This is a genomic window from Streptomyces sp. NPDC059037 (assembly GCF_042740015.1).
In the GTDB taxonomy this organism is placed as follows: domain Bacteria; phylum Actinomycetota; class Actinomycetes; order Streptomycetales; family Streptomycetaceae; genus Streptomyces.
Genome location: NZ_JBHYIG010000114.1, coordinates 11,943 through 27,570, shown reverse-complemented (window position 1 = coordinate 27,570; position 15,628 = coordinate 11,943). Strand labels below are relative to the sequence as shown.

Genomic DNA, 15,628 nt, shown 5'->3' with positions numbered 1-15,628 from the left:
CTAAAAACACTGGGTGGGGGGGGGGCCCGGTGAGTGTTTTAACACGCCACCGCGGGTGTGGGGGGGGCGCCGCCCCCCCCCCCCGGCATTGGGGGGTTCCCGGGGTACGGGGCCCGCGGCCACGCCTCGTCTCTGACTGGCCGCCATGACTGACCATCAATTCGCCTGCGATTGCGGCGAGTTCAGTGTTTAACGCACTTGCGTTGAAGGGGCAAGGTCTGCACACTTGCCGACGTGGCCGATCCCCACCAGAACCCCGCAGCCACCCGGGTCCGGCTCATCGAGACCGCCGAGCGGCTCTTCGTCGAACGCGGTATTCACGCCGTGTCGCTGCGCGAGATCGCCGCGGCGGCCGAACAGCGCAACACCTCTGCCGTCGCCTACCACTTCGGCGACAAGCGGGGTCTGGTGACGGCCGTGTACGCACACCGGCTCGGCCCGACCAACGAGGGTCAGCTCCACCGCCTCGCCGTCCTCGACGAAGAAGGGCGCGGCAAGGAACTGCGCGGACTCGTCGAGGTGTTCGTCCGCCCCATGGCCGACCGGATCACCCACGCCGCGGCCGACCCGGACGCACCGCCCAGCTACTTCCTCCGCTTCGTCGCGCAGGCCCTGTACGTCGAGGACATCGCCCCGTACGACCTGGCGGCCGAGACCTGGACCCGCGCGCTCGACCGCCTGTACGCCCGCATCGACGCCTGCCTCACCGAGCTCCCCGAACCCGTCCGCGCCGACCGGTGGCGCATCTTCGTCGGGCTCACCCTGCACACCCTCGCCGACCACGAACGCGCCCTGCAGCACGGCGCGGCCAAGCCGGGACGCCGTACGGACCTGCTCGTCGCGAACCTCGTCGACGCGGCGGTGGCCGTCCTCACCGCGCCCGTCGCCCCCGCGACGCGCGCCCTCATCGAACCGGACGTCCCACGCGAACCGGAGGTCCCCACCGATGACTGACCACGGCCGCCGCCACCCGGTCGATCCACGCCCCGCCCCCGACGCCCCGGACGTCGTCGTCATCGTCCTCGACGACCTCGGCTTCGCCCAACTCGGCTGCTACGGCTCCGACATGGCGACGCCGAACCTGGACCGCCTGGCCGCCGACGGGCTGCGCTTCAACCGCTTCCATGTCACCGCGATGTGCTCACCGACCCGCGCAAGCCTGCTGACCGGCCGCAACCACCATGCCGTCGGCGTGGGCTTCCTCGTCGACCTGCCGATCGCCCACCCCGGCTACAGCGCACGCCTCCCGAAGTCCGCGGCACCACTTCCCCGCGTTCTGCGCGACGCCGGCTACTCCACCCTCTCCGTCGGCAAATGGCACCTCACCCCGCGCTGGGAGCGCACCGCGTCCGGCCCCTTCGACCGCTGGCCGCTCGGCTACGGCTTCGAGCGCTTCTACGGCTTCCTGCAGGGCGACACCAACCACTACGCACCGCGGCTCGTCCGTGACAACCACTACACCGAGCCCCCGGCGGGCCCCGACGACGGCTACCACCTCACCGAAGACCTGGCCGACTCGGCGATCCGCATGATCCTCGACCAGAAGCAGGCCACCCCCGACAAGCCGTACTTCCTCTACTTCCCGCTCGGCGCGACACACGCCCCGCACCACGTGCCCGGCGCCTGGAGCGATCCCTACCGAGGCCGCTTCGACCAGGGCTGGGAGCGCTGGCGCGAGGAGACCTTCGCCCGGCAGACCGCCCTGGGCGTGGTGCCGGGGAACACGGAACTCTCGCCCCGCCCGCCCTGGATCCAGGACTGGAGCGGACTGGACGGGGACGAACGCCGGATCTTCGCGCGCATGCAGGAGGTGTACGCCGGGTTCCTCACCCACACCGACGCCCAGATCGGGCGGCTGCTCGACTTCCTGCGCCGCACCGGCCGCCTCGACAACACCCTCGTCCTGGTCCTCTCCGACAACGGGGCGAGCGCCGAGGGCGGCAGCCTCGGAACCCTCAACGAGCACCGCTTCACCGCACGTTCGGGCGACAGCGCCGCCCGCAACCTCGCCGCGCTCGACGACTGGGGCGGCCCCGCGACGTATCCGCACTACGCGTGGGGCTGGGCCTGGGCCGGCAACGCCCCGCTGCGGTTGTGGAAGCGCTACACGTGGCTCGGCGGCACCCGCGCCCCGCTCATCGCCCACTGGCCACGCCGTGTGCCCGACCCGGGCGCGATCCGCCCCGCGTTCACGCACGCCGTCGACCTCATGCCGACGATCCTCGACGCATGCGGGATCGAAGCACCGACGGTGGTCGACGGGGTGCCCCAGCAGCCGGTGGACGGCCGCAGCCTGCTGACCGTCCTCGACGACCCGGACCACGCCCAACTACCCACTCCCACCCAGTACTTCGAGATGCTCGGCTCCCGTTCCATCGTGCACGGGGAGTGGAAGGCCACCACGGACCACGTCTCGCGCGGCGTCGAGGACGAGGAGCGGCTCCTGCCGGGCAGCCGCGACTTCGCGGCCGACCGCTGGTCGCTGTTCCGCCTCACGGACGACTTCGCGGAGTCGCACGACCTGGCGGACCAACACCCCGATGTCGTACGGAAGTTGGTGACTCTCTGGGACGCGGAGGCCGAGCGCAACCAGGTCCTTCCCCTCGACGACCGCATGCAGAAACGCCTCACCGCGATGATCCCGCCGGCCTGGCCGCCACCCGCCCGTGCCTCCTACGCTCCGGGCGGCACCCCGGTGCACGACGAGGCACTGCCCCTCCTCTTCGGCGGCTTCGAGCTGACCGCCGACGCCGAGGTGCCGGACGGCACGGTGGCCGCGGGGGTGCTGTGCGCGCTCGGCGACCTCAACGGCGGGTTCGTCCTGTACGCCGACGGGGGCCGCCTCGCTTTCGCCTGTTCCCGCGCCGGCGACCTGGACCGGGTGGTGGCGAGCGAACCGCTCGGCGCGGGCAGGCACCGGCTGGGTGTGCGGTACGACGTGGGCCAAGGGGACGGGAGAGTTGATTCACACGGGAAGTTCGTCCTCCACGTGGACGGCGAGGACATCGCGACCACGCCCCTCGGCGGCCCGTTCCCCTACACCTTCCAGCACGGGGGCGCGGGTCTTTCCGTCGGCCACGACCGAGGGCTCTCGGTCGACCCGGAGCGCTACCGGCCCCCGTTCGCTTGGCGCGGCCCCCTGCACGAGGTGGTCGTCGACACCACGCGGGGGAGGGGGCGGGCCAAGCGGTCGGCCGATGACGAACTGCGGGCGGCGCTGCACAGCGACTGACGGGCGGCCCTGCCCGCTGCCGGTCGGTCAGTCGACATCCCCGCGCGTCGAACCCATCTTGAGACCGTCGACCCAGTGCACCGACTCCACGTCGGTGATGGTGGAGCCGTAGGTGCCCCAGCGCGGGACATTGCCCTTGAGGTCCCAGGTCCTGGCGCCCTGCCGGTCGGCGACCTGCTTGCCGTTGACGTACAGGGCGAAGGAACCGCCGGTCGACGACTGGGCGTTGATGCCGAGCTCGATCCTGTTCCAGGTGCCCGGCGTCCAGGGGACGCTGCCGACCAGGATCCACTCCTCGCCCGGTGCGACGTACCAGATCTTCAACTCGCTGTTCTCGACCTTCATGATGACCGGGTAGTTCTGGTCGTGCTCCGAGCCGGTGCCCCACGACTTCCACTGGAAGACCGTCTGGGCGTTGCCGGTCTTGGTCATCGACTCCCAGCCGAACCAGTAGGTTCTGCCGGCCGAGAGGGTGCGTCCTGCGATGCCGTGCCCTTCACACCGTTCGGATCCGGGCCGCTTGGTGAAGCCGAAGATCTTGCCGCGGCCGTCGTTCCAGTTCGGCTGGTAGACGTACGACGGCGCGTCGCAGAGGACCGAGGCGAAGACGGCCGTGCCGCCGTTGTCCGCGTCGCCGTTCCATTCGACGGCGGCCTGAGCGGGGGCGGCAAGGACGAGGGAGGCCGCCGTGGCGGCGATCGCCACGGGGACGAGGAATCGCATGCGCATGGACTTCTCCTGGTAGGGGGGAGGGGGGAGGGGGGAGAGGGGAGGGGGAACGGCCTCATGGTGCTGGGCCTGTTGCTCGGCCAGGTTGGGATTCCGGTCGACCGAGGTCAACGCCCGTCGAGCATTCGGTCAACAAGCGGGCACGAGGCGTCAGTCGTCGGCGTCCGCTGGGGCTCCGCACGACGCGCGTACCCGCAGCCGCGGCAGCAGCTCGATGTGCGCGCTCCGGGCATCGGGCTCGGTCAACTGCCGAAGCAGCAGCCGTACGGCGGTGTCGCCCATCGCGTGCTTCGCCGGGGCGATCGAGGTCAACGGCACATCGGCCAGTGCGGCGAGCTCGTCGTCGTACGCGACGATCGCGAAGTCCTCGGGCACCCGCAGGCCGCGGGCCGTCAGGCGCTGGAGCAGATTGATCGCGTCGGCGTCGGTGTGCACGATCGCGGCGCGCACGCCGTCGGAGGCCGCGAGCTCCAGGAGCCGGTCGGTGTCCCGCTCGAAGGTGTCGAATCCGCCGGGACCGGAGGCGTCGAGCGGGGACAGGTCGTCCTGGGCGAAGCCGAACGAGCTGATCGCGGCGCGGTAGCCGCGGCGCAGATGCGGCGAGGTGTGCGTGGTCCTGGAGAGCAGCGCGATACGCCGGTGGCCGAGTGCGGCGAGATGGCGCACCGCCGCCGCGGCACCTTCCGCCTGCGCGGAGCCGACCCGGCCGATGTCGGCGCCGCGCGAGCCCGTCGGTATCCGCCGTTCCACGAGCACCGCGGGGACGGGGAGGCCGATGAGCTCCCGCAGCGCGTCCTGATCCGGTCCTTCGATGCCCCAACTGGGCGTCAGGAGCAGTCCGGTGGCGCCGGCCTCGACGAGGGTCTCGATCCGCCGGGTGTCCTCCTCGCCGCGGTAGTCGGTCGTCCCGACGAGCAGCCGGGCGCCAAGCGCGGCGGCCGCGGCACGGGCGCCGCGGATGACCGCGGGGTAGAAGTAGCCGGTCGCCGGCACCACCATGCCAAGGACGAGACCGCTCTGCGCGGCGCCAGCAGCAGGCGCGGCCGCGGCCACCGGCGCCGAGCGGGCAAGCCGGGCCTCGTGCGGACTCAGCTGGGCGGTCGGCCAGTGCACCGAGCCGTGCAGCCGCCGCAGCCGCCCCGCCTCGGCCAGCGTGGCCACATCACGCCGGGCGGTCTCCACCGAAACCCCGAGCCGCTCGGCGAGCTCGACGACGCGCACGCTTCCGCGCTCCCGCACGAGTCCGAGCACCCGCTTGTGCCTGGCGTCCACGCTCTCCCGCATGGGCTTCCTCCCGCCGTGGTGACGGAATTATGGCCGAGGAGTGCCTTCCGCGCCGGTGGTGCGGTGCGGCCCTGGTGGGAACCCGCGGCGCGACATAAAACGCGCATTCAGCCCTTGACCTGCAAAAACGCAGGCAGGGAGCCTGATGCAGGTCATGCACGTTCTCTGGTGTCGGGAGGCAGTTGCAAGTTTCGTCACCTGGAACCAGCTCTGATCGGACTCATGCTGACCCTTTGCTGACTTTCCTGATGGGGCATCAGTCGTGATCGGGAGAGGGAGCTGGTTACAGCCTTGGGGTTGCCCGCCGTGATCAAGAGGTCGGGCCCCGCGCCCCGCCCGCGACCGACGCATGCTCACTCGAGCCAGGGCCACCAGGTAAGCCGCAGCGGTAGCCATCCGTCGACTCGCGCCTCGTGGTGCAGTTGCTGGAGCTGTTTCAGATGACCCACCATGTTGAGTGCGTCGCGAATCCTTGAACCGACGACGTGGTCGGCGTGGTGCTTCTCCACGCATTCGATGGGGCTGAGGCAGCCGAGCCGAGTGGTTCCTGATGGCCTGCGTCGTACTGCCCTGGACCGTCGAGCAGTAGGACGGCGCCGTGCTGACGCCTGCTGGCTGACCGCCTCAACGGGTGATGGGCGTTCTCGCCGTTCAAGATCAATCTCACCGATACCGGCTGTTCCCTTGGCCCCAAGGCCGAAGATGGAACTGGAGCGAGCGTCGCCACAGCGGCCACTCAACCTTCGCTGAGAATGCTCAAGCTTCGCTGAGACAGGTCACGAGATGCGCTGTGTCATCGAAGATTGGTCAGTTGTCCCGTCTTCCAGGATCTGGCCCCGATCTCAATTGATCTGGGCCGATTCGCTCTTCGTCTCGGACGATCTGGTTTGTTGGGGCGTTGCGCCGACATGCCGGTGGTGCCTGAATGGCCTCGATTGGCGCGAAAGGCCGTTCTGTTCGCGTGACGCTGCAACTACGGTCCGTTGCATTGACCGCGGTTGCGCCGCTGCCGACGTTGGCCTCAGGTGGCGACCCCGTTCACGGTCAGCTCAGATCCCCCTCGATGCGTTGGGAGAGCAATGAGCCCCACCGGTAACGCTCAGGCCGGCAACAACGGTGCCGTAGAGATCCGCACCCTCGGGTACGCCAACCGTTTCGCGACCTGGGACAGCGAATTCCGCTACGACGGCCGGATATCGGCCCCCAAGGGCGTACGGATCAAGGAGATCAAGTACGACTGGGACGGCGAGGGCACGGTCGACCACGGCACCAGCAAGAAGGACCGTGGCGAGGGTGGCACGGGTCAGGAGTTCGAGGTCATCGACACGGCCACGGTCGGGGACCAGGACCTGATCACCTTCACCCTCCGCGGCGACCTGAACGTCGACAAGACCGTCCGCGGCGAGAACGTCCAGACCTATTCGATCAAGGTTGAGGTCACTCTCGACAACGGCAGCGTGTACACCGTCGCCCCCCGGGTCGAGGCCCTCAACCCGAACTGGGACAAGAACTACCCCGAGGGCACCGGCCGCCCGTTCGTCCGCCTGCCGTACGACAACAGCTGGGACCGCTACCCCGACCAACAGGGAGGGAGCCAGGCGGGCTTCGGCTACGTCACGGACAGCGGCCTCGTGCACGACCGGACGCTGTTCATCAACCTGGTCAACCCGCGCCTGCCCGATGAAGCCGACGGTTATGTCTACTACCAACTGGTGCACGAGGACGGCGAGCCCTCGCAGCTCACCCCGCTGCCGAAGAAGCAGTACCTGCGCGCGCGCAACGACAGCAGCAAGGCGGACTGGGTGGACCTGCCTGCCTTCCACATGGGCGAACTCGGCGAGAAACCCGGTTACTACCGCTTCCTGGTGTGGCCGCAGGCGGCCGAGGGCCAGGACGGCTTCAGCCATCAGTACAGCTGGGACCCCAGCAAGCCCGAGGACGCCTTCCAGGTCGGCAGCATCTACTTCCGGTGCCAGAACCACCTGCCGGAGTGGGCCCGGATCTCGCTCACCATCACCGACCGCCGCATCCCGCAGACCGTGGCACAGGGCCAGGAGAGCTTCTGGCCGAGCGTGACGGTGAAGAACACCGGCGTGGAGCGGATCGGCACGCAGACCGTCACCGTCCGCGCACCGCAGGGGATGTGGTTCACCGAGCCCCGGCTGTACTGGGGTCGCAACGGTGCCCCGCAGAACTGGTGGACCCTGGGTGAGCTGTCGGCGGACGGCACCACGCTGACGGCGCGGATTCCGCTGGACCTGAACGCCGGTGAGTTCGCGACCCTTTGGGCACCGCTCCGGGTCGGGACGGACGCGCCGACCGGCCTGGCACATGTGGCATTCGAGGCGGGAGTGGCACGCGGGGCAGCCATCCCCGAGGTCACGCCGAAGAAGTAGCACACGAGGTGGGGCCTTCCACCGGCGGAAGGCCCCACGTCAACGAACCACGCCGGCGGGACTGGATGTAGGTCCGCATGAGGTCAGCGACGGGCTCCGGCAGAGGGGACGACGGATCTCCCAGCCGGACGGCGACGGTGGCTCCGTCGTCGAGGACGTCGTCGACCGTGAGGCGAACGATGCAGGTGACGGGTTGCGCAAGGCGAGGCGGGACATCCGGCTCGTCTTCATGCACCAGCGCAGGAACGTCTGGGCCGGGCGCCGGGTGGCCAGTTTCTCCGTGTGTCAGGCATCGAGGTCGGCCTGCTGGCAGTGTTCGACGGTGCGGCCTCGGTCGGCAAGCCAGGTGAGGAAGGCGCCGGCCTGGGTGATCTCCTGCTTCGTCTGGGTGGTCTGGGAGCGGCCCAACTTTCTCCGCCTTGCTCGGCAGTCAGCCAGCGCTGATAGAGCATGAGCTGCCGGTCGACGCGTGGCAGGACGCCGCTGTCCATCAGCAGGTCATGCAGGTGGGCGACAGTTCGCCAGGGTGCTTCCTGGTGCAGCCCGTCGTGGGTGAGCGGGGTGGTGCCGGTGGCCAGGGCCCGCAGGAGGCGGACGACGTTGGGGGCCAGCATCGTTTCGGCCCGGCAGCAGTCGGTCGGTTCGGCAGCCGGGGCAGCAGAGGACGTCGCCGTGGTGTACGACTCGGACCGGACCCGGGGCCATCATCGGATGCTGATCCGCCGGCGTAGCGAGGTCGTGTCGGACATTCAGCAAGACCGCCGTCGTCGTCATCACCGCGAAGTCCGCCGGGCGCAAGGTCTTCGGCCTCGCCACCGCAGGCGTCCGTCTCGCTTGGCCTCTTGCGCGTCAGTCCGGCAGCCAGTGCAGCTCGTGCGCCAGGGTTTTGGCGACGGCACGGATGCGGCGGTGCAGCGGCGACTGCTCGCGTGGGAGGACCAGGTGGATCGTCAGGCTGGGCGCGCCTCGCAGCGGTCGCCAGGTGAGACCGGCCGGTTGTGCCGTGGCCGCGGCTTCTCCGGCCGGGGCGAGGGTGACCCCGTCGCGCAGGTCGCGCTGAGACATGTCGAAAGAGACTGCGGGCGTGCGGAATCGGGGGTGCGGTCGGGTGTCTCGGAACAGTGCGGACAGCTGATCGTGGATCACGGGGTTGGCCGCACGGTCCGGGAGTCGCAGCGGATACGCGGCCGCGTCGGCGATCTCGATCTCGGGGTGTTCGGCCAGCGGATGGTGCTGCGCCAGCTGGACCCCGATGCGCGCACGCCGCAGCAGGAACCGGCGCACGCCACGGCCCGGTTGTTCACCGCGGGTGATCCCGGCATCGATGCGGCCGTCGGCGACCGCGGGGGAGATCTCCGGTGTCGCCATCGGGACCGCGCCGACCTCGAGTCCCGGGCTGCTGCGAATGAGCCTGTCCACCAGGGCCGGTGCCGTCTCGGCCCCGGCGCTGAGGCTGTATCCGATGCGCAGCGTGCCCAGCTCACCGGCCGCCGCGCTCCGGGCGGTGTCCCATGCCCGGTCCAGCGCCGCCAGCGCGGGCGGCGCGGACTCCGCCAAAGCCGCACCGGCCGTGGTCAATACGACGCTACGCGTGTTGCGGACCAGCAGGGCCGTACCGAGTTCCGCCTCCAATCGGCGCATCCGGGCGCTGAGTGCGGGCTGTGCGATACCGATCCGTGCGGCCGCGCGGGTGAAGTTCAACTCCTGCGCCAGCACCAGGAAGTACCGCAGGCTCACCGTATCCGGCGCCACGTGCCCTCCCTGCCGATTGATAACGATCCGTTCTGAGTCTATCCCGTACCGGTCTTTCCCTCGACCGCAGATCAAGCCCTAACCTGCGGATATGGCGATTCAACTGATCGCAGTACCGGTCGCCGGGATCGATCGATCTGAGTGTCAATTCGAAGTCGGACGTGTCCGGCCGAACACAGGAGGTTTCCATGGCTAAGGGCTACTGGGTCAGTGTCTACCCCGCCATTTCCGCTGAGAGGCTGACTGCCTACGACAAGCTGGCCGGTCCGGCTGTCCAGGCTGGGGGCGGGCGCGTCCTGTCCAGTGGCGGTCGAGTCGTCGCCCACGAGGCCGGAATCACGCAACGCGTCGTTCTGATCGAGTTCGACAGCTTTGAACAGGCCGTCGCGGCATACGAGAGCGAGGCATACCAGAAGGCGCTGGTGGCCCTCCCCGACGGCGTCGAGCGCGACTTCCGCATCAGCGAAGGCATCGACTGACCGGCGGGCCCAGCCATCGCTGAGCATCCGTCACCTGATACGCACACGGTGCTGAACGACGACTCACGAGACGAGTTCGAAGCCATGCCCCGCGTCCCAGTTCGTCGTCGACGAAACTCACCCTCGCCCGAAGCGAACCGCGAACCGCTTCTCACACGACAGATCGGTCCAGCGAACACAAGGCTTCGATGACCAGGGGCGCATCCTGCATCCATCTGCCGTGTGCCCCGTCGGGGCTGCTCGGAGTACGGATATTCAGTTTGAAGAACTGCAGGTCAAGACCTCTTTCAAGGGGTTTCGATCTGCGGTTCTTCTGTTGTTGAAGTAGCCCAGGGGCGCGCCTGGCTGCGCCAGGATGGCGCACTGGAGCCGGCCGCCCTGCTTCGGGGATCAGGTGGTAGGGCTCTGTGGGCCTGGCGTTGCAGGCCGACGCTGTCGCGACGGTACCGTTCGCTGAGGTCAGGGACTTGCTCGACGAACGTCCGTCGTTGACACTCGGCCAGCTCGCAGAAGAGCCGCCGCACCCGCAACGAGATCACCAACGGCCTGCCCGCCACCGGGCGTTCGGCCAGGCGGCGCCAGCAGCGGGAGTGCACGCGGTGTCCCGTACAGCCGCAGCTCGGACAATCCGGTGGCCGACCGCAGGCTGCTGCCTCGACAACGACCCCTTCAGCGGCGGCGCACACCGCCGTGACCTGCACATCGATCCCGGGAAACAGCACATCCTCGATCGCCACGACCCCCATACCGGGGCAATCCCCACGAGGAACGTTCCCGCACTCGCGCGCTCACCTGGGGATTCACGGAATGGCGGACTGAACCACGAAATCGCGACCGCTCACACCAGCGTCACCTTCCGCTCGACCAGCCAATCCCGCAACTCCAACAGGGCGTTGGTGGTCGAGGCGAAGGTGCGGACCTCTCCCTGGCGGCCGCCCCTGGCCCCGCGCGGCGAACCGCACCCCGGCAGCGTCATCGAGTGTGACGACGGCCATCTGCTCGTGGACCGGGACACGGTGCAACTCGCCGTCCCTGAGCGGGACTTGTCGCTCCTCCCGGACGATCCGGCTGACCTGACCCACTACGTCGAGCTGAACAGGCCGGGCCCCCGACGCGACCGCCCTCGCGCTCTACCGGCTGCGGTGGGGCCTGTTGGGCATGGACGAATTCGGGCACTGGTTCCGCGGGCCGCACGAGCGGACGTCCGGCAGGCCGCGTGTGACGGCTCAACGAGGCGCTGACACAACTGGCCGGGTGGGGCGCCGACGTCTCCCGACCGCACCTCGCCGCTAACTAAACAGACAATCATGGTGAATTGCCCTAAAATGGCGTATGGGCGTCACTAGACACGGTGGCGACCTCTACACGAGGAGGCACTGATGCTTGCTCAGCACACACCGCTTCTTGTCACTCCGACGGACACCACGGCGCTCGGCGCGGCCATGGTGGAGACCGAGGCCGCCGTCAGCGACGCGCCGACGTATGCGCCGGAGGCCACGGGAGCGCTCCTCCTGGGCCTGCTCATCTCGCCGAAGGAGCCGAAGGAGCCGAAGGAGCCGAAGGGCAAGTGAGTCCTGATCGGTCGCAGACGGTGTACGCCGCTTCGGCGGCTGACCTGGCGCTTGGTGCCCTTGATGCCTTGCGCGGCGTCGAGGGCACCGCGTTGGTGGCCGCGCATGTCGAGCGCGCGGACGACCCCAAGGCGGCGCTGGCCGCCATCCGGGTCGTCGGAGCCGACGCCTTCGCCCCGCACCTGCTGGGGGACGCGGTCCTCCACCCCGAGGACGTGGCCGCCGTCAGCCAGTCCTTCGCCGTGTTCCCGCCCCCGGTGAGCACGCCCGGCCCCCCGCCGTCGGGGCCCGTCGAGCCCTGGATCGCCGCCTGGCGGGACTGGGCCACCGCCGCGCTCGTCGCCCGCCTCGCCGGCACGGAGGGGGACGGCCTCCTGGCGCCACAGCCCTCGGGCGCCCCCGTCCTCACGGACCACGCCGAGGGTGCGGCCCGCGGCGCCGATACCGGCGGCCCGGACTCCAGTAGGCCTGACGTCGCCGCCTCCGCCGCCGCTACCTCTGACACTTCCGACACCGACTGGCAGCGCTGGTCCGTCCGCATGGGACAGCTCTCCCCGCTCGCCGTTCCCGCACTCGACAGCCCCGTGCACGCCGCCGCCCGCGCCGCCCCCCTCGCCCTCGCACGCGGCGCGACCCGCGCCGTGCTGCGCCGCGACTTCCCCACCGCCACCCACATCACGCGCTGGCTCGCGCTGCTGCACGCCGACGGCGTGCGCCTGCCGCTCGACCCCGTACCCCTGGTCGAGCACCTCCGCCTGCACGGCGGCGGACCGCGGCTCGCGCTCGACGTCGCGATCGCCCGGCGGCTGCTCGGGATGGAGTCCCCATGACAGCCTCCGTGACGCGGACCGCCCACCAGGTGAGCGCACAGGCCCTGGCCTGGCTGCATGCGCAGCAGGCGTACGGCGCGCTGCCCGCCGACACCACCGTCGACCTCGGCGATCCGGACAGCGTCTACAAACCCCTCGGCGAGACGGCGCTCGCCGCCTCCCTCGTACTCCGCGAGTCCGCGGCAGGCAGCGTCGAACTGCGCCAGGCCCGCGACCTGATGGAGTTCTGCTGGCGGCAGCTCGGCGAGGGCGACCTGCTCTACGAACGGCAGCTGCGGTACTCGATGATGACCGACCCGCTGGAGACGTACACGCCCTTCGCCCGCTGCGGATTCCGCCACGAACCGCTGGAGCGGCTGCTCGCCCACACCGGCGCGCTGCGCTCGGTGCGGGCTGTCGAGGTCGTCCCCAACCGCAGGCTCGCCGTCGCCAACGCGGCCCGCGTCGTGGGCCTCGGCCAGGGCGAAGGCGGCTACGACTGGCCGACGCTGACCCGCGCCACCTGGCTCGGCACCGCCCCCGAACCCTGGCTCATCGACTGGATGACCGGCTACTGCGTCACCCACACGGTCTTCCACCTCACCGACTGGGGCGGCACCCCCACCGGCCTGCCCGACGACCTCACCGCATACGTGGCCACCTGGCTGCCCGTGTGGATCGACATCTGGGCCGAGATCGAGCAGTGGGACCTGGTCGCCGAGCTGATGATCGTCGGCTGCTGTCTGAAGGAGCCGTACTGCGCGCCCGCGGACTGGGAGCGCCTGGCCGGAGCCCAGCACGCGGACGGCCTGGTGCCCCGCGACGGCGACCCTGTACCCGACGACCCCGCACAACGGTTCAAGGACCACCAGCACACCGCGGTCGTCGCCGCGATCGCCGGCACCCTCGCGGTCTCCCGCGCGCTGGGCGGGACGGCCGAACAGCGGTGACCACGGGGGCGCCCGCCTGGGCCACGGACCTGCTCGGTGCGCTGCGGAGCGCCGCCCCCGGGGCCAGCGCGGTCGCCCTCGCGGTCCGGCGGGGCCCCGAACGCGCCCTCCTCGCCACCGGCACCACCACCCTGCACGGCAGCGCCCGGGCCGACCCCGACACACGCTTCGAGATCGGCTCCCTCACCAAGACGTTCACCGCCCTGCTCCTCGCCGAGATGGTCGCGCGGGGCGAGGTCGCGTACGACGACCCGATCACCCGCTTCCTGCCGCGCACCGCCACCCCACACCTCCGCGGCGCCCCCATCACGCTCATCCACCTGGCCACCCACACCTCGGGCTTGCCCTCGCTGCCCCCGGGCTTCCTGCGCAGGGGTGCGCCCGCCTGGTTCAGCAATCCGTACGCCGACTTCTCCGCCGCCGACCTTCGCCGCGCCCTCGCCCGCACCCGGCCGCGCGCCGCCCCCGGCACCCGCGTGCGCTACTCCAACTTCGGCGTCGGCCTGCTCGGCGCCCTGCTCACCCACGCCGCCCACGGCCCCGGCGGCACCTTCGCCCCCCTGCTCGCCGCCCGCGTACTGGACCCGCTCGGCCTGACCCGCACGAGCTGCGACCCCGACCAGCCGCAGCCCACCGGATACTGGCACGGCCGGGCGCGCCCTCGCTGGCAGATACCCGCCATGCCGGGCGCGGGAGCCGGCCGAGCCAGCGCCCGTGACCTCCTCACGACCCTCGACGCCCTCGCCGACCCCGCGACCGCGCCCTCCACCGTCCCCGGCACGCTGCGCGCCGCGCTCACGGACGTCACAACACCCCGCATCGCCCTGCCCCGCACCGGCCGCCGCATCGCCCTCATCTGGAACATCAGACCCCGGCCCGGCCGCGACCTCTACCACCACTCCGGGGGCACCCGGGGCTTCACCACCTTCGCGGGCTTCAGCCCGCAGACGGGCGTGGCCCTCACCGCCCTGGCCAACACGAACCCCGCCCTGACCGGAACGTTCATCCAGCGGGCGTATCTGGAGCTGTGGTCGCTGGCACAGGCCTCGGCATGCAATCCACACATGGCATCTTCCGAGACCCGAGGGCGGGGTGGATGTGGTTCTTGAGCATGCTCCGCATCCCATCGCCCGTCGAGTAGCCAGTGATCCTTCGCCTACGTGAGATCCACTTCTCTGCGTACTCCTTGAACGTGAGGCTTCCCAGCTCCCTACGAGTTGTTCCAGGCCGACTCGTTGCCCGCACCCGTACACCTTTCGGTTCCGGGACGACCGGCGACCTGGCCACGATGGATGTGGAGGACGGCGGCATCACTCTGCTCGGCCGGATCGGCCTCATGACAAACGTTGCCGGCAAGAAGGTCAGCCCGCGCGAGGTGGAGCCCACGACAGCGACGACCCCGACTACCCCTACCACGCCCCCGACCGGGACACCGGCGCGGCGGTACACGGCGCTCTGGACGGCGCCTTCGCGACCGCGGCAGTGGCGGGAGTGGCCCATGCGGGGCGCGAGGCCAAGCGGCGATCGATGGTCGCCGCGCGGGCTCTCGTCTCGCTGCGTCCGGCGCAGCGAGTACGCGCCCTGATCGCGGACCCCACCGCGCACCGCCCCGGCCGCGCTGCCCTGGACGACAGCCGCGAATTCCGCCGGAACACCAGCGGCACCAGTCAGCAGATCGAGATCCTGCGATGACTGCGAACGGGGAACGGCCGGACACCTGGTGATGACCCGTCAGAACTGCTGGCCAGCCGCATGGCGCTGAGGGTCTTGCGCCCGGCCGGCCGGGTGGGTCAGGGCCGGTTGTACCACTCGCACTTGAGTGCCGTGTTCGCATCAAGGCAGATCCTGACGGACGCCGCCCCGCCGGGCACATCCGCAGGGGACACGGCATTGAACTGGTACGTCACATTGCACCGAGTGCCGCTGCTCCAAGTGCCCAGTTCGTTGCCAGAGGCACCGTACGTGCTGAACCACACCCTGTTGCAGCCGACGGCCCGGTGTGTTCCAGCGGCCCCGACCGACCGGTCGCGCCAAGTCAGGGTGCCGCGGACGGAGCTGGCACCGATCGTGACGTCGAAAGGGGTGCTCGGGTAGGGGGCTGTCTGCGCGCCGGCGGCGGGAGCGCCCAGCAAGGTGCCCGCGGTCAGCACGATGGAACCGAGGGCGGCGGTGAGATGAGTCTTCATGCGATCTCCAGGATGGGGACTGCAGGGCCCGACCGCGGTCGCGTGCGGCATCAACCGGTTGAGGTGAAACAGGGCGGTGGCGAACCGGTTCGCAAAGTCGCGGTCCGTTTCGCGGGGGGGGGGTTTGGAGCGCGCCGGCAACCGACTGGGTTGGGGGGGCCGGGGGTGAGACCCCCCCCCCCCCCCCCCGCCCCCCCCCCCCCCCCCCCCCCCCGGGGCCCCCCCCCCCACCCCACCCCC

Annotated in this window: 16 protein-coding genes; 9 read left to right on the top strand and 7 right to left on the bottom strand. The window is 70.4% G+C overall.

What is annotated here, in order from left to right:
* The first annotated feature begins 234 nt into the window (after window positions 1-234).
* Together ACFWY6_RS23320 and ACFWY6_RS23315 are read left to right on the top strand one after the other, a co-directional pair.
* Window positions 235-954 (top strand): TetR/AcrR family transcriptional regulator, encoded by a 720-nt coding sequence (locus tag ACFWY6_RS23320; protein ID WP_384693509.1) that lies wholly within the window; start codon window positions 235-237, stop codon window positions 952-954.
* Window positions 947-3,232 carry an arylsulfatase gene (locus ACFWY6_RS23315; protein ID WP_384693507.1) on the top strand — a complete coding sequence of 762 codons (2,286 nt, stop codon included), beginning with the start codon at window positions 947-949 and terminating at the stop codon, window positions 3,230-3,232. The genes ACFWY6_RS23320 and ACFWY6_RS23315 overlap by 8 nt, the downstream gene beginning before the upstream one ends.
* A gap of 27 nt (window positions 3,233-3,259) precedes the next feature.
* Here the strand turns inward: ACFWY6_RS23315 and ACFWY6_RS23310 are convergent, their stop codons facing one another.
* A complete protein-coding gene (locus ACFWY6_RS23310; protein WP_384693505.1) occupies window positions 3,260-3,961 on the bottom strand; it encodes a heparin lyase I family protein in 702 nt (233 codons plus the stop codon).
* Window positions 3,962-4,111: 150 nt separating this feature from the next.
* Window positions 4,112-5,245 carry a substrate-binding domain-containing protein gene (locus tag ACFWY6_RS23305; protein ID WP_384693502.1) on the bottom strand — a complete coding sequence of 378 codons (1,134 nt, stop codon included), beginning with the start codon at window positions 5,243-5,245 and terminating at the stop codon, window positions 4,112-4,114.
* A 1,079-nt stretch (window positions 5,246-6,324) separates the two neighbouring features.
* On the opposite strand from ACFWY6_RS23305, the gene ACFWY6_RS23300 reads away from it, so the two are divergent.
* Complete coding sequence (locus ACFWY6_RS23300; RefSeq protein WP_384693499.1) at window positions 6,325-7,641, top strand: hypothetical protein; 1,317 nt, start codon at window positions 6,325-6,327, stop codon at window positions 7,639-7,641.
* 285 nt (window positions 7,642-7,926) lie between these two features.
* Here the strand turns inward: ACFWY6_RS23300 and ACFWY6_RS23295 are convergent, their stop codons facing one another.
* On the bottom strand, window positions 7,927-8,049 hold the full coding sequence (locus ACFWY6_RS23295; RefSeq protein ID WP_384693496.1) for a hypothetical protein: 123 nt from the start codon (window positions 8,047-8,049) through the stop codon (window positions 7,927-7,929).
* Window positions 8,050-8,490: 441 nt separating this feature from the next.
* Window positions 8,491-9,393: a LysR family transcriptional regulator gene (locus ACFWY6_RS23290; RefSeq protein ID WP_384693493.1), complete on the bottom strand. Its 903-nt coding sequence runs from the start codon at window positions 9,391-9,393 to the stop codon at window positions 8,491-8,493.
* A 188-nt stretch (window positions 9,394-9,581) separates the two neighbouring features.
* Here ACFWY6_RS23290 and ACFWY6_RS23285 point away from each other — a divergent pair, with 188 nt between their 5' ends.
* Window positions 9,582-9,872 (top strand): DUF1330 domain-containing protein, encoded by a 291-nt coding sequence (locus ACFWY6_RS23285; RefSeq protein WP_384693490.1) that lies wholly within the window; start codon window positions 9,582-9,584, stop codon window positions 9,870-9,872.
* An 838-nt stretch (window positions 9,873-10,710) separates the two neighbouring features.
* On the opposite strand, the gene ACFWY6_RS23280 is transcribed toward ACFWY6_RS23285, so the two are convergent.
* The gene (locus ACFWY6_RS23280) at window positions 10,711-10,848 is read right to left on the bottom strand and encodes a hypothetical protein (protein WP_384693487.1); all 138 of its coding nucleotides are present in this window, start codon (window positions 10,846-10,848) and stop codon (window positions 10,711-10,713) included.
* 403 nt (window positions 10,849-11,251) lie between these two features.
* Here ACFWY6_RS23280 and ACFWY6_RS23275 point away from each other — a divergent pair, with 403 nt between their 5' ends.
* The 4 genes from ACFWY6_RS23275 to ACFWY6_RS23260 are packed head-to-tail and all read left to right on the top strand — an operon-like array spanning window position 11,252 to window position 14,311.
* Entirely contained in the window at window positions 11,252-11,443 is a 192-nt protein-coding gene (locus ACFWY6_RS23275) for a hypothetical protein (RefSeq protein WP_384693484.1), read from the top strand.
* Complete coding sequence (locus tag ACFWY6_RS23270; protein ID WP_384693481.1) at window positions 11,440-12,273, top strand: hypothetical protein; 834 nt, start codon at window positions 11,440-11,442, stop codon at window positions 12,271-12,273. Before ACFWY6_RS23275 ends, ACFWY6_RS23270 begins: the two co-directional genes overlap by 4 nt.
* Complete coding sequence (locus tag ACFWY6_RS23265) at window positions 12,270-13,202, top strand: DUF6895 family protein (protein ID WP_384693478.1); 933 nt, start codon at window positions 12,270-12,272, stop codon at window positions 13,200-13,202. Before ACFWY6_RS23270 ends, ACFWY6_RS23265 begins: the two co-directional genes overlap by 4 nt.
* Window positions 13,199-14,311, top strand: coding sequence for a serine hydrolase domain-containing protein (locus ACFWY6_RS23260; protein WP_384693475.1), 1,113 nt, complete (start codon window positions 13,199-13,201; stop codon window positions 14,309-14,311). Before ACFWY6_RS23265 ends, ACFWY6_RS23260 begins: the two co-directional genes overlap by 4 nt.
* On the opposite strand, the gene ACFWY6_RS23255 is transcribed toward ACFWY6_RS23260, so the two are convergent.
* Window positions 14,205-14,513, bottom strand: a complete 309-nt coding sequence (locus ACFWY6_RS23255; protein ID WP_384693517.1) for a hypothetical protein — start codon at window positions 14,511-14,513, stop codon at window positions 14,205-14,207. The genes ACFWY6_RS23260 and ACFWY6_RS23255 overlap by 107 nt on opposite strands.
* A gap of 180 nt (window positions 14,514-14,693) precedes the next feature.
* On the opposite strand from ACFWY6_RS23255, the gene ACFWY6_RS23250 reads away from it, so the two are divergent.
* Window positions 14,694-14,894, top strand: a complete 201-nt coding sequence (locus ACFWY6_RS23250; protein WP_384693472.1) for a hypothetical protein — start codon at window positions 14,694-14,696, stop codon at window positions 14,892-14,894.
* Window positions 14,895-14,992: 98 nt separating this feature from the next.
* Here the strand turns inward: ACFWY6_RS23250 and ACFWY6_RS23245 are convergent, their stop codons facing one another.
* Window positions 14,993-15,388 (bottom strand): hypothetical protein, encoded by a 396-nt coding sequence (locus tag ACFWY6_RS23245; RefSeq protein WP_384693469.1) that lies wholly within the window; start codon window positions 15,386-15,388, stop codon window positions 14,993-14,995.
* Window positions 15,389-15,628: the final 240 nt, after the last annotated feature.

Excerpts from the sequence above, each read along its gene's own strand:
- ACFWY6_RS23315 (WP_384693507.1), top strand. The coding sequence starts at position 947 with ATGACTGACCACGGCCGCCGCCACCCGGTCGATCCACGCCCCGCCCCC.
- ACFWY6_RS23310 (WP_384693505.1), bottom strand. The coding sequence starts at position 3,961 with ATGCGCATGCGATTCCTCGTCCCCGTGGCGATCGCCGCCACGGCGGCC.
- ACFWY6_RS23305 (WP_384693502.1), bottom strand. The coding sequence starts at position 5,245 with ATGCGGGAGAGCGTGGACGCCAGGCACAAGCGGGTGCTCGGACTCGTG.
- ACFWY6_RS23300 (WP_384693499.1), top strand. The coding sequence starts at position 6,325 with ATGAGCCCCACCGGTAACGCTCAGGCCGGCAACAACGGTGCCGTAGAG.
- ACFWY6_RS23285 (WP_384693490.1), top strand. The coding sequence starts at position 9,582 with ATGGCTAAGGGCTACTGGGTCAGTGTCTACCCCGCCATTTCCGCTGAG.
- ACFWY6_RS23280 (WP_384693487.1), bottom strand. The coding sequence starts at position 10,848 with ATGACGCTGCCGGGGTGCGGTTCGCCGCGCGGGGCCAGGGGCGGCCGC.
- ACFWY6_RS23275 (WP_384693484.1), top strand. The coding sequence starts at position 11,252 with ATGCTTGCTCAGCACACACCGCTTCTTGTCACTCCGACGGACACCACG.
- ACFWY6_RS23265 (WP_384693478.1), top strand. The coding sequence starts at position 12,270 with ATGACAGCCTCCGTGACGCGGACCGCCCACCAGGTGAGCGCACAGGCC.
- ACFWY6_RS23255 (WP_384693517.1), bottom strand. The coding sequence starts at position 14,513 with ATGCCGCCGTCCTCCACATCCATCGTGGCCAGGTCGCCGGTCGTCCCG.
- ACFWY6_RS23245 (WP_384693469.1), bottom strand. The coding sequence starts at position 15,388 with ATGAAGACTCATCTCACCGCCGCCCTCGGTTCCATCGTGCTGACCGCG.